The organism is Gracilibacillus sp. JCM 18966 (genome assembly GCF_055392695.1).
In genome coordinates this window covers 3,606,904-3,620,062 of record NZ_AP043883.1, presented here as the reverse complement: position 1 = coordinate 3,620,062, position 13,159 = coordinate 3,606,904, and the positions used below count along the sequence as shown (strand labels likewise).

The following is a 13,159-nucleotide window of genomic DNA, read 5'->3' as shown; positions in this document are numbered from 1 at the left end:
ATGAACTATCCTAGATTGCTTTTACTTGATAGATTGCTCTATTGACACCATTCAAATATGCTTGAACAGCTGCTTCTAATACATCTTGTGCAGAACCACGTCCACTTACTGCTATACCATCTACGGTTAGGCTAACGTGGACTTCTGCCAAGGCATCTCTTCCTTTACCAATTGAGTTCAATTGAAAATCGGTTAGTTGAGTATCCTCATAAATGATTTTGTCTAATGTGTTATAAAGCGCTTCGACGCTACCTTGCCCGGTATCTGAATCCGTTAGTTGTTGATCATTTTTAGGTGTATTTAATGTTACAGTAGCATTTGGCTTATCAGAAGAACCATATTGTACCTTAAAATCTACTAATGTATATCTTTTAACATTAGATGTATCTGTTTGAATATCTGTTAGGATGGCAAATAGGTCATCATCTGTTACTTCCTTTTTTCGGTCTGTTAATGATTTAAAGGCAACAAATGCTTCTTTCAGCTTATCATCGGATAGAGTGAAGCCAAGCTGCTTAATTTTATCTGTAAAGGCATGTCGCCCAGAGTGTTTCCCTAACACAAGGTTGTTGGATTGGACACCAACTAATTCTGGTGTGATAATTTCATATGTTTGCGCATTTTTCAAGACACCATCTTGATGAATACCTGATTCATGAGCAAAAGCATTACGTCCAACAATCGCTTTATTACCTGGCACTGTCATACCTGTAAATTTGCTTACCATGTCGCTTGTACGTTTAATTTCTTTTAACACTAAATTAGTATGATAAGGATAATAATCATTTCGAATATTTAATGCAACACCAAATTCTTCTAAAGAAGCATTCCCAGCACGTTCCCCGATTCCATTAATCGTTCCTTCTACCTGTGTTGCACCATTTTCTACTGCAGCAAAGGAATTTGCAAGTGCCATTCCAAGGTCATCATGACAGTGGCAGGATAGATCTGCTTTGTCGATATTTGGGACATTTTCTTTCATGTAACGAAACATCGCCCCATATTCACGAGGCATTGTATAGCCAACCGTGTCTGGTAAATTAATGACTGTAGCACCAGCATCAATAACTTTTTCAATAATTTTTGCTAAAAAATCTAGGTCTGAACGTGAAGCATCCTCAGCCGACCATTCAACATGATCGAAGAATTGTTTTCCGTATTTCACCATTTCGACAGCGGTATCGATTACTTCATCAGGAGTCTTTTTTAATTTATATTCCATATGAATAGGGGAGGTGGCAATAAAAACGTGAAGTCTAGGATTGGCAGCATTTTTCAATGCTTCTCTACATGCGTCAATATCTGACTTAACAGCACGAGCTAATCCTGCTACAGATACGTTTTTAACAGATTCGGCAATCTGTTTGACTGAGTCAAAATCACCTTGGGAGGAAGCAGGAAATCCTGCTTCCATCACATCTACTCCAAGGCGTTCTAATTGCTTGGCAAGCTCTAGTTTCTCTAGCTGATTAAGATTGACACCAGGCGATTGTTCACCATCGCGAAGTGTTGTATCAAAAATCTTAATTTGCGTCATTAGAGACCACTTCCTTTTTATTAATCGCCTTTTGCTTTACAAATGGCATTAATTCACGTAGCTCTCTACCTACTTTCTCAATTGTATGTTCACTTTCCGCTCGCTTAATTGCTGTATAACGAGGGCGGTTTGCTTGGTTTTCTAAAATCCAGCCTTGAGCAAATTTACCTGTTTGAATATCTGATAATACTTCTTTCATACGTGCTTTCGTACCTTCATCTACAACACGTGGACCTGACATGAAATCTCCCCATTCAGCAGTGTCAGAAATAGAGTGACGCATGTTTTCTAATCCACCTTCATACATAAGGTCAACGATTAATTTTAACTCATGTAAACATTCAAAATAAGCGACTTCTGGTTGGTATCCAGCTTCTACTAATGTTTCGAAACCTGCTTTAACCAATGCGGAAGTTCCGCCACAAAGTACCGCTTGCTCACCAAATAGATCTGTTTCTGTTTCTTCCTGGAATGAAGTTTCTAGAATACCAGCGCGACCAGCACCAATGCCTTTAGCATATGCTAACGCAACGTTTTTAGCTTGACCAGTAGCATCCTGGAAAATTCCATAAAGTGCAGGAACACCAGCACCTTCTTCGTAAGTTCTACGTACTAAATGACCAGGTCCTTTAGGTGCTACTAAGAATACATCCACATCACTCGGTGGAACGATTTGATTAAAGTGAATATTAAATCCATGGGCAAATACTAGTGCATTACCAGCTTCTAAGTTTGGTTCAATACTTTCTTTATAAATAGAAGGTTGGTTTTCATCAGGAAGTAGAATCATAATCACATCTGCCTCTTTTGAAGCTTCTGCTACTGTTTTAACTTCTACACCATCTTCCACTGCTTTATCCCAAGACTTACCTTTTCTAAGTCCTACTACTACATTAAATCCACTTTCTTTTAGGTTCAAAGCATGGGCATGACCTTGAGAACCATAGCCAATGATCGCGATTTTTTTAGATTGTAATACCTCTTCGTTAATATTGTTGTTATAAAGTACTTTTGTCATGAAAATTACATCCTCTCAATTTGATTTATTTTTTTATATAATAATTTTTATATTATTACTATCCTAATAGGGATTGCACAGTACCATCCTGTATGTTTGGTTGTTGACCACGAACAAAAGCGGTTAAGCCTGTTCTGGCTAGTTCTTTGATTCCATATGGACGTAGGAGCTCAATTAAAGCTTCTACCTTATCCGGTTTCCCTGTTACTTGGATCGATAGACTGTCTTTACTTACATCAATTATGGATGCGCGGAATGGTTCAATAATACCTTGAATTTCCGCACGCAACTGGCTGTTACTAACGATTTTAATGAGGGCAAGCTCGCGAGCAACAATGGCCTTATCGGTAATATCAGACACTTTAATGACATCAATTTGCTTATTTAATTGTTTCGTCACCTGCTCTAGCTTTTGAAAATCCTCTACATCTACAACAAATGTCATTTTGGACATTCCTTCTGTTTCCGTTCTTCCAACAGATATGCTTTCAATATTAAATTGACGTCGTTGTAGAAGACTTGTTACACGATTTAATACACCACTGCGATTTCTGACGGTTGCTGTTATGATTCGTTTCATGGTTTCACCCCAATCATTTCGTTTAATCCTTTGCCTGTAGGAATCATAGGAAAAACATTTTCTTGCTGAATGACACGTGCATCCACTACTACAGGACCTTCATAATCGAATATTTCAGGCAATGCATTTAAAAATTCTTCTTGTGTTGTTAGTTTCATCCCTTTGATATTATAGGATTCTGCTAATTTAACAAAATCTGGTTGAATATTGAAGATGGACTCCGAATAACGTTCAGAGTAAAAAGCTTCCTGCCATTGTCTTACCATTCCTAATGCTTGATTATTTACAATGATTACTTTAACAGGTAAACCACGTTCCTGAAGGATAGAAAGCTCTTGCAAGGTCATTTGAAAACCACCATCACCTACAATGGCTACAACCGTATCATTCGGCTTGGCTAATTGAGCTCCAATTGCGGATGGAAAGCCAAAGCCCATTGTTCCAAGTCCACCAGATGATACCCAACGATCAGGTGTATTGAATTTATAATATTGAGCAGTCCACATTTGATGTTGCCCAACATCAGTTGTAACGATGGCTTTTCCATCAGTTGCTTCATGGATTTTCTTAATGACCCATTGGCCATTCATTTCTGTTTCAAGGTTGTTGTACCATAATGGATAATTTTCCAAGTTTTCGTGAATTCTTACTAACCAATTCTCGTGCTCTGGTTTCTCGATGGCGTGCTCCAATAATTTTTTTAACGCTTCTTTTGCATCTCCAACGATAGGAATCTGTGTTGGTACATTCTTACCAATTTCAACAGGATCAATATCAATATGAGCAATTGTTGCATTTGGTGCAAAAGAGGCTAAATTTCCTGTTAGACGATCATCAAATCTTGCACCAATATTAATTAATAGATCACATTCATATAGAGCAGTATTTGCTGTGTATGTTCCATGCATTCCAGCCATCCCGATAAATAATGGGTGATCACCAGGGAAAGCTCCCAAACCCAATAGGGTAGAAGTAACTGGTAGGGAATAGCTTTCAGCAAATTCCTTTATTTCCCTAGATGCTTTGGCAAATAGTACTCCTGCTCCAGTTAAAATAATCGGTTTTTTTGCTTTTCCAATTGCTTCTGCTAATTTTTTGATTTGGAGTGGGTTCGGTTTGGTTGTTGGTTGATATCCAGGCAAATCTAATTCCACATCTAATGTAATATTATCCGAAATGACGTTAGCAGAAATGTCTTTTGGTATATCGATTAGAACAGGTCCTTGTCTACCAGTTGTCGCAATATGAAAAGCTTCTTTTACGATTCTAGGTAGATCAGCAATATCCCTTACCTGATAATTATGTTTCGTTATAGGAGTTGTAATGCCCATTACATCTGCCTCTTGAAAAGCATCCGTTCCGATAACTCCTTGAGCTACTTGCCCTGTAATTACAACAAGTGGGAGGGAGTCAATCATCGCATCCGCAATACCGGTGACTAGGTTAGTAGCCCCGGGTCCTGAAGTTGCAATGACAACTCCTGGTTTTCCGGAAACACGTGCATAACCTTCAGCAGCATGGATGGACCCTTGTTCATGTCTTGCTAAAATTTGATGAAAACTTCCCTTTGCTTTATATAGGGCATCAAAGATAGGTAAAACGGCACCTCCTGGATAACCGAATAAAGTATCTACACCCTCGTTAATTAATGATTCCACGAGTAGATCGGCACCTGTTTTTGGCTCATTAGTTATTTTTGCCTCTTCTGTATGGCTTTGTGTTCTTTCCATTTTAATCCCTCCTATAAATTACCTTGAATCGCATAATTCATCATCATAACATCAAACGAAAGTATATTAAAAAAAGGCCTATTTCTATCTTGTTCATTGCTAAAATTACTAACAAATAAACAAGGGAGAAAAGGCCTTCTTTTCACGGTACCACCCTGCTTCACAATATTCTTACAAATATTGCCTTATGAAGCTAAACAAATAGCTTCATTTTGGTAACAGGTGCGTTCACACCTGGCTAAACCTACTAAGCTCCATACTTTTCAGTTTAACACTCAGGGATGAGTAGTCAGTGTAGGGTGTATTACCAAGCTTCCAGCAACCTTGGCTCTCTAGAAATACAATTTCCTTCACTTTTATTCCCTTCATCGTTTTCTATATGATAATCATTATCTTCTATACTATACGAAACATACTATCCTGTCCATGGATTTTTGTATAAAAAGTACATTTGATAAATATCTGATTGACGACAATAATACAACCATTTGAGCGTTTGGTCAACCGTTTTTTAATAATTTTCTGACTTTTCAAAATTAACACTCTGTTAGTAAGCGATTACAATCCATTATTCATCACAAATTCTACTATGAAATTTTTTTGCCTATTTTTTAATCAAAACAATACAAGATATGAAAACAGAAAAATAATTGCAGAATGAAAACAAACGAGGATATAGCTTGGGTATGATCTGTTCTTCCATTATAATGAAAGGGAGGAGGGGGCTATAAATGGATGCATTATGTATTATTCCTTGTGGAAAAAGAAAAATTTGGGATAAACATCCGAACCTAGGGGCAATAATGGCAGAGAATGCTTATATCGGAACATTTCACAATTTATGTATGCGTTATGCAAAGAGACATTTTGACTGCTGGGTGACGCTCTCTGCTAAACATGGTTTCTTATTACCAACAGATATGGTTCCAGGTAATTATGATTTAACATTTCACCTTAATCATAGAAGTGTGGTAAGTGTGGATACGCTTAAAGAACAACTGAAGAGGAAAGGTTTAGAAAATTATCAACATATCGTTGTATTGACCGGAAAGAAATATCAGCCAATCATCAATCAGGCTTTTTCTTATGCCAACAAGATAGAATTTCCACTATTGGGAACAAGAGGAATAGGGGAGATGCAAAAATTATTAAAGGACAGTCTAGATAATAAACAAATTTTGCATACAGAAATGGAGTGATGAAATGAAAGCATATGTAGTGAAAAATGGTAGCTATCAATTTATTTCAGTTAACAATCCAAGACTTGGAAATAAACAAATTAAAATTAAACTAACAAGTGCTGGACTTAATCATCGAGATTTAATGATCAAAGAAAGGTTTGCCAATAACACAGATGCTTACATATTGGGCTCTGATGGGGCAGGCATCGTGGATCAGATTGGGACAGAAGTTACACGATTTCAGGTTGGCGATGAAGTAATGATTAATCCAAGCTTAAATTGGTATGAAAAGAGTGCAGCCCCACCCGCAGAATTTGAAATCGTTGGAGCTCCTTTTTCTGGTACTTTTGCAGAATATATTATCATCTCTGAAGATTTCGCAGAGCCTAAGCCTAACTATTTAACATGGGAAGAAGCGGGGGTACTATGTCTTTCTGGTATAACAGGATTTCGAGCGTTGTTTACCCAAGGTGAAATAAAATCAGGACAAACGCTGTTTATCCCAGGTGTTGGGAGTGGGGTAAATTCCTTTATTATTCAATTAGCAAAAGCAATAGGTGCAAGAGTGATTACGACTTCACGGGATAAAAATAAGTTGAAGGAAGCGGAAGTACTAGGCTTTGATCGTGCTTTGTTAACCGATGATGATTGGGAGAAATTACTCGAGAAGGAAGAGATAGATCTTGTGATAGAAAGTATTGGTGGCGCAACCTTTAATCGTTCATTAAACGTACTTAAGAAAGGTGGACGTATCGTAACATTCGGATCTTCAACGGAAGATAAAATGACTTTAAATTTGCGTGAATTTTTTTATGGTCAATACCAATTAATTGGTTCCACGATGGGTTCTAGGGATGAATTAAGAGAAATGCTAAATTTTATCGAAAAGCATCAGATTAGACCATTATTGGATAAGTCATTTCCTTTTAAAGAAATCGATCAAGCATTTGCTTATTTAGATAAGCAGAAGCAGCTTGGTAAAATTGCGATTACATTTGAGTAACAATTCTTAGGATAACCCTCCCCAAAAGTAACGGAAGGGGAGGGTTATCCTTTTGGTTTAAAGAAGATAGCACCGATCATACCAAAAATAATAGCAGCAGAAATACCAGCACTTGTCACTTCAAACATTCCTGTAACGACCCCAATAATTCCATGCTTCTCTACCTCTTCTAATGCTCCATGAACTAATGAATTACCAAAGCTTGTGATAGGGACTGTCGCACCAGCTCCTGCAAAATCAATTAAAGGTTCATAAAGACCAAAACCATCTAAGATGGCTCCAGCTACTACTAATAAGCTTAATGTATGACCAGGTGTTAATTTAGCAACATCAAATAATAATTGACCAATCACACATATAAGACCTCCAACAATAAATGACCAGAGAAATACCATGCTTAATGATCACCTCTACTTTCCATCATGAAGTTTTTCTAAACCATCAGTTGGATAATGCTCTAACTGATGGCATTCTGTTTCTAATTATTTTCAATGGATACAGCATGTGCAATACACGGGATTGATTGTTTTTGTTGTACAGTTAGCGGAGATAAGAGTGCACCAGTCGCCACTACTAAGATGCGATTGCACTCTTTATTCCTTAACTTTTTCAAGAAATGGCCGTAGGTGACGATCGCAGAGCATGCAGGTCCACTTGCTCCAGCAAAAACTGGCTGATCCTTATTATATATAGTTAATCCGCAATCAATGAATTTTTCCTCTACTACTTGAAAGTTATTTTCCTTCAATAAGTCTAGGCACACCCGTCTGCCGATTTTTGCTAAGTCCCCTGTTAAAATGTAATCATAGTAATTGATATCTATATTTCGATCCTGTAAGTGTTGAGAAATGGTATCGAAGGCCGCAGGAGCCATGGCTCCCCCCATATTAAATGGATCTGTTAAGCCTTTGTCTACAACCTTGCCAATTGTGGCAGACGTAATTTTTGGTCCTTCACCTTTACTTGCTACAATGGCCACACCAGCACCTGTAACCGTCCATTGGGAAGTATCTGGTTTTTGAGAACCATATTCGGTAGGATAGCGAAATTGCTTTTCTACTGCAGAATTGTGACTAGCAGCGCCTGTTAAAACCTTTTCCGCATATCCTCCACTAGTTAGTAGTGCGGATAGTGCCAAACCTTCCATTGAGGTTGCACATGCACTAAACAAGCCTATATAAGGTATTTCTAAAGACCTCGCTGCAAAGCTAGTCGGAGTAATTTGGTTAATCAAATCACCATGGAGAAAAAAATGAATATCCGATGTTTTCAAATTTGCTTTTTTTAAGGCAATATCACTGGCTTCTTCGATTAAGAGACGGTGTGCTTGTTCAAAGGATTTTTCTTTCATCCATTGATCACTAAAAAAGGAATCAAAATCCTTGTTAATATTTCCTTGCTTTTCAAATGGGCCTCCCACTGTACCATTTGAAATAATGGTGGCAGGGTTTTGAAAATTCCAAGTTGCTTTACCTTGTAACATTTAAGACCCTCCCAAATAAGAAAAAATTGTTTTAATCAGTGCGACAAGGAAGGCGGAGAATACTCCGAACAGAATAACAGAACCTGCAAGTTTAAACATATTACCTCCGACACCTTGCACGAATCCTTCTGTTCGGTGCTCGATAGCTGCCGAGATGACAGCATTACCAAATCCTGTAACAGGTACAGCCGTCCCTGCCCCTGCAAATTGAGCAATACGATCATAAACCCCAAAGCCAGTCAACAACATCGTTATAAAAATTAATGTAGCGGTTGTTGGGTTTCCAACTGTTTGCTCAGTGAAGTCAAAGTAATACATGTAAAAGGTGGAAATTGCTTGTCCGATAACACAGATGAGACCACCAATCAGAAAAGCTTTTAAACAGTTTTTAAAAATAGGTCGCTTTGGTTCTGCATTCTTTTCCTGTGATTGATAAATAGGGTCATTACTCATTTTTTCACCACCATTATGCTTTATCCTTTATTAATTTTTTCCATTTTTTTAGCTTTTTTTTCAGTTTCTCTTTATCCTTCATACCATTTTCCTGTGTTTTAGAGATTTCGATAAAAAACTTTTGATCAGATGTCACGTTTACTTTTTTTTCTTTTAATTTATCCTGTATTTGCTTTTGGATTTTTTTAGCAATGTCTTGTTCCTTTCCTTGGCGTAGGCTCTTCACCTCTATGGCAATAAAGAGATCTTTTTCAAGGGAAACGGCCTTATATTGATGAATGACATCTGCATTTTCATCAAGAACTTGTTGAGCAACAGGAGGAATTTCATATGGTTGTAATTGATCGGATGTAGACAATTGTTTGGTTTCATCCATGTTGGTATCGTTCTGTTCTGTATGCTGATCATTAGTATTACAGCTCACAAATAAAGGACTTACTAAGACTAGGATTATGAGAAATTTAACATAATGCATTAGCTTACTTCCTTCCAATCCAAAATAGTTATGGCAAGATTTTTAACTCTTCAATATCTTGCAATAATTTGATAAAAATATGCATTATTTTTTGATGAGAAAAACTTTAATAATGTGAATAGATATGAAATAATCCAATTTTTGCAAATAAAATGAAACTTTTTAACAACGAAATTCGTCAATATATGTAGGAAAATTTGGGGGAGGGGTGACGAAGTGAAGAAGAAACCTCTAATCGTCATTATTTTATTTATTGCTATTGGATTGATCATTACGATTTTTTTGATAAGAGGCTCCGAGGCATCATTAGTAGAAACGGTACAAATAAAAGAACAATATCAGGATTTTATTATACATATTCGAGTGGAAGATACGGAGGATGGATTTCAAGTGCTGAGATCATTGGAATATATCGGAGATGAAATGGTCGAAATTAAGCACCGTACCCCATTAACACAAATTACAATAGATAAGGACAATGCTGTCTTCACAGGAAGCCATCGCAACATGGTGTTAAGGCCAGGAAATCAATATAATCCATTAGAACCCTTACACTTAGAAAATTTGGAAAAAGGAAGCCATCGACTGTATATTCACACCCAGTTTATGATGGAAGGAAAATGGATTAATATCAAAACAGAAAAAGAGATCCTATTTGAATAAATGGGATCTCTTTTTAATTAACTTTACCTATCATCGCCATATTTTAAGATCTTTATTTGATCATTTTCAAAACCAATTATTAAGGGATAGTCATGAGTTTCTTTCTTCTCATTATATGATTTATCTCTTGTAGTGATTTCTAATTTTGCCACAATTTTCAATTGTTCTTCATTTCGGTCTTCTATAAGTACTTCATTTACATTTAATTTAACAATAGATGAGAATGCTTCCCTAAATTTCGTGTAAGTTACTTTGGATTGTAAATCACTATCAAGTAACGTATAGGCATTAATATAATCTCTAAGGTTAATACTATCGAAGAAATACTCCGTAATATACTTGGCATCCTCTTTAAATTTTTCTTGATTGATCGTAGCAGTAGTTGGCATTTGGTAATCTAATTTCTCCTCATCCACGGATTCAGTCCAATCTTTTAATTGCTTAAAAACGTTATTCATCGGAATACTGAAACCAATATCTGTGTCATCTATTCCGGCAGAATTAATTCCAATCACCTTACCGTTTTTTCGGAGAATCAATGGCCCACCACTATTGCCATGAGTAATATTAGCTGAGATTTGATAGACATGGTCATACTGAAACTGCTCAATTGTAAAAGATCGGTCAGTCCCAACAATTAATCCAAGCGATACAGTATTCTGAATTCCTACTGGACTCCCAATTGCAATGATCTCATCACCAATTTCAGCTTGATAATCTTCTGCATATGGTAGTGGATCTAGATATTTTAGCTCAGGAACACGGATGATGGCAATATCTTCTTTTTCTCCAATGGCTACTAAGGCCGCGGGGTATTTTTGCGTATTAGAGAGACTTACGATAATACTATCGGCATCTTCTACAACATGTGCATTTGTTACGATATCCCCTTTAGAATTAAAGATGAATCCTGAGCCTGTTTTCTGACTCACACCACTATTCGTTTGGATTTGTACAATTGCTTTTTGAGCATTATGAATAATGGATTTTAGATTAGTGTGGTTATTTTCACTAGAAACATTTGTTACTAAATTATTTTCTACTTGTAAAGGTTCTCCATTGCGATTAATAATCCAGAATACTGCTACTGCAATCGTAGTTAGTAAGATGAGGAAGGATATTATTAAAGTTAATCGATTTGTTTTATTTTTCATAGTGTTCCTCCAAGGTTAGTTAAGATACCATGTTATCTCTTCGATTTTTAGAGAAAGCTTGTCTTTTAAATACTGTTTCTCAATATCGAAATGGCTGAATTCAAACTGACCAATTTCTTGTGGATACAAGGTGTCTGGAATCAAAAAAACTTCATTGGATAATATTTTTTTCTCGTCTTCTGAGTAAAGAGAATACGCTACTTTTATAGAGTGAATAGGTATGGTTGCAACACTTTTCAACTCGCCTTTGATCATTACCTTTTCTCCTTGTATGTCAATAGTTGAATCTATTTCTTTTAGTGCATTATTCTGGTTTAATTCTTTCTCCTCCTCTACCAAGCTCATCGCTTGTTCTAACCTTTCTTGTTGTGCTGTTTCAAATACAGTTTTTTCTTTATTAATCGTAGTCTTTAAGCTTTCTAATTGCTTAGAAGAATCTACATACGTTAAAGTGTCATCGATTAATGATATAGCCTGATTAAATTGTTTTTCCTTTAGTAATAAAGTTGCTTTTTGGTACGTTATAGAGGATAGGTTTTGGCGAGCGGTTTCTGCTAATTGTTTGGCCCGATCATGCTCCATACCATCCACTTTCCAAATAATTGCTTTCAAATCCTCCATATCTGGATCATTACTTAAATGATAAGCAATTTGTTGAGTCATCGTATCTGTCCTTAGATCATTCGTTTTAGTTGTTAATTGATCTACTAAACTACCAGTATAATTTCTCATGACATTTTCCGTTTGTTTTAATAAGGTTAAAGATTGGTCATATTTATTGTCTTGATTGAATTGTTCTACTTGTTTAAAATTATCCTGAATAATGGAAACCTTGTTAAAAAATTGAAGTGCAGTTTTTGCTGCAGGGAAATTATCCTTCACTTGGATGGATTCTTCTAATAATTGGCTTGCTTGCTCGTAGTCTCCAATTAAAGCCATCTCTTCCGCTTGTGTAAATAAGGATTTAGCCTTACCTTCGTTATATTGATAAAAAGCAAAGAGCGCTAATAAAAAACAACAGCATAAAGAAGTGACCAATATAGGAATAAAAATCAATCTTTTGGCTATTTTTCGCTTGGGAGCACGATCAAGTAAATCATGGGGAAGAGATTCTCCACAACTTGCACAATAATTTTCGTCTTGTTGTACTTTCTTTCCACAATATGGACAAAATGCCATGGGAATCGCTCACTTTCTGTAATATCTAGCTATATTATATCATGAATAGACGAATACTAATATTCGCCCGTATGGTTAGTTGACGAAATGTTCACTTGTTAATTATAAAATATTCGGTATAATATAGGAAAGAAATGAACGAAATAAGGAGTGTTAAGCATGGGTGAAATTTTTGGTATAGTCTCTATAATATTACTTATTGCATTGATGGGCTTTAGTATTTTCGACCGTGTATAATGGTAGAGGAGGTAACTACTTTCTATTTGGGGGAGTAGTTATTTTTTTGTTCCATGATTGAAAAAAATGAAAAATGTCGAAAAAAATGGAAATGTGGATTTTTCTATCATGAATTTTATCCTTCTTTGTCTATTTTTGCGCTTATCTTTACAATTGTTCTAATTTTTGGGATAATCAAAATCGCTTAACGTTTTCTGTAAGGAGCTAAAAAATAATGGATAATGGTTTGGGGGTAACACGGTACTATGTCTAATCAATCCTTAATGTACAAAATTGAAAGACTTAGAAAGCAAATGACCGATGTTGCTCTAAAAAAAGGGATAACAAGCGAGGAATCGTTAGGAATAAGTCAGGAACTTGATCAGTTATTAAATATTTATGAAAGTAAAAAACAAAAGAAAGCTGCAGACGAAAACGACAGGAATGAAAATAAGTGAAAGAAAGGAATCATACCTTGTATAAGGCA

The 13,159-nt window shown here is 36.2% G+C and carries 14 protein-coding genes; 4 read left to right on the top strand and 10 right to left on the bottom strand.

Features of this window, described 5'->3' with window-relative positions; genetic code table 11:
• Window positions 1–10: 10 nt before the first annotated feature.
• The 4 genes from ACZ5N5_RS17655 to ilvB are packed head-to-tail and all read right to left on the bottom strand — an operon-like array spanning window position 11 to window position 4,865.
• The gene (locus ACZ5N5_RS17655; RefSeq protein WP_109984541.1) at window positions 11–1,537 is read right to left on the bottom strand and encodes a 2-isopropylmalate synthase; all 1,527 of its coding nucleotides are present in this window, start codon (window positions 1,535–1,537) and stop codon (window positions 11–13) included.
• On the bottom strand, window positions 1,524–2,555 hold the full coding sequence (gene ilvC, locus ACZ5N5_RS17650) for a ketol-acid reductoisomerase (protein WP_109984540.1): 1,032 nt from the start codon (window positions 2,553–2,555) through the stop codon (window positions 1,524–1,526). The genes ACZ5N5_RS17655 and ilvC overlap by 14 nt, the downstream gene beginning before the upstream one ends.
• A 58-nt stretch (window positions 2,556–2,613) precedes the next feature.
• The gene (gene ilvN, locus ACZ5N5_RS17645) at window positions 2,614–3,135 is read right to left on the bottom strand and encodes an acetolactate synthase small subunit (protein WP_054788619.1); all 522 of its coding nucleotides are present in this window, start codon (window positions 3,133–3,135) and stop codon (window positions 2,614–2,616) included.
• Window positions 3,132–4,865 (bottom strand): biosynthetic-type acetolactate synthase large subunit, encoded by a 1,734-nt coding sequence (gene ilvB / locus ACZ5N5_RS17640; RefSeq protein WP_109984539.1) that lies wholly within the window; start codon window positions 4,863–4,865, stop codon window positions 3,132–3,134. Before ilvB ends, ilvN begins: the two co-directional genes overlap by 4 nt.
• 731 nt (window positions 4,866–5,596) lie before the next feature.
• Here ilvB and ACZ5N5_RS17635 point away from each other — a divergent pair.
• Window positions 5,597–6,064 carry a DUF6884 domain-containing protein gene (locus tag ACZ5N5_RS17635; protein WP_054788620.1) on the top strand — a complete coding sequence of 156 codons (468 nt, stop codon included), beginning with the start codon at window positions 5,597–5,599 and terminating at the stop codon, window positions 6,062–6,064.
• A gap of 4 nt (window positions 6,065–6,068) precedes the next feature.
• Complete coding sequence (locus tag ACZ5N5_RS17630; protein ID WP_464372841.1) at window positions 6,069–7,049, top strand: zinc-binding dehydrogenase; 981 nt, start codon at window positions 6,069–6,071, stop codon at window positions 7,047–7,049.
• A 44-nt stretch (window positions 7,050–7,093) separates the two neighbouring features.
• Here ACZ5N5_RS17630 and spoVAE read toward each other — a convergent pair whose 3' ends face one another.
• The 4 genes from spoVAE to ACZ5N5_RS17610 all read right to left on the bottom strand — a co-directional run bounded on the left by spoVAE (window position 7,094) and on the right by ACZ5N5_RS17610 (window position 9,460).
• Window positions 7,094–7,444 (bottom strand): stage V sporulation protein AE, encoded by a 351-nt coding sequence (gene spoVAE, locus ACZ5N5_RS17625; protein ID WP_054788621.1) that lies wholly within the window; start codon window positions 7,442–7,444, stop codon window positions 7,094–7,096.
• A gap of 83 nt (window positions 7,445–7,527) precedes the next feature.
• A complete protein-coding gene (spoVAD, locus tag ACZ5N5_RS17620; RefSeq protein WP_109984537.1) occupies window positions 7,528–8,532 on the bottom strand; it encodes a stage V sporulation protein AD in 1,005 nt (334 codons plus the stop codon).
• On the bottom strand, window positions 8,533–8,985 hold the full coding sequence (spoVAC, locus tag ACZ5N5_RS17615) for a stage V sporulation protein AC (protein WP_054788622.1): 453 nt from the start codon (window positions 8,983–8,985) through the stop codon (window positions 8,533–8,535).
• Window positions 8,986–8,998: 13 nt separating this feature from the next.
• A complete protein-coding gene (locus tag ACZ5N5_RS17610; RefSeq protein WP_277678681.1) occupies window positions 8,999–9,460 on the bottom strand; it encodes a hypothetical protein in 462 nt (153 codons plus the stop codon).
• Window positions 9,461–9,676: 216 nt separating this feature from the next.
• On the opposite strand from ACZ5N5_RS17610, the gene ACZ5N5_RS17605 reads away from it, so the two are divergent.
• Window positions 9,677–10,123 carry a hypothetical protein gene (locus ACZ5N5_RS17605; protein ID WP_054788624.1) on the top strand — a complete coding sequence of 149 codons (447 nt, stop codon included), beginning with the start codon at window positions 9,677–9,679 and terminating at the stop codon, window positions 10,121–10,123.
• 23 nt (window positions 10,124–10,146) lie between these two features.
• On the opposite strand, the gene ACZ5N5_RS17600 is transcribed toward ACZ5N5_RS17605, so the two are convergent.
• Both ACZ5N5_RS17600 and ACZ5N5_RS17595 read right to left on the bottom strand, forming a co-directional pair.
• Window positions 10,147–11,277, bottom strand: coding sequence for a trypsin-like peptidase domain-containing protein (locus tag ACZ5N5_RS17600; RefSeq protein ID WP_054788625.1), 1,131 nt, complete (start codon window positions 11,275–11,277; stop codon window positions 10,147–10,149).
• A gap of 15 nt (window positions 11,278–11,292) precedes the next feature.
• On the bottom strand, window positions 11,293–12,456 hold the full coding sequence (locus ACZ5N5_RS17595; RefSeq protein ID WP_277678682.1) for a zinc ribbon domain-containing protein: 1,164 nt from the start codon (window positions 12,454–12,456) through the stop codon (window positions 11,293–11,295).
• A gap of 482 nt (window positions 12,457–12,938) precedes the next feature.
• On the opposite strand from ACZ5N5_RS17595, the gene ACZ5N5_RS17590 reads away from it, so the two are divergent.
• The gene (locus ACZ5N5_RS17590; RefSeq protein WP_054859587.1) at window positions 12,939–13,130 is read left to right on the top strand and encodes an aspartyl-phosphate phosphatase Spo0E family protein; all 192 of its coding nucleotides are present in this window, start codon (window positions 12,939–12,941) and stop codon (window positions 13,128–13,130) included.
• Window positions 13,131–13,159: the final 29 nt, after the last annotated feature.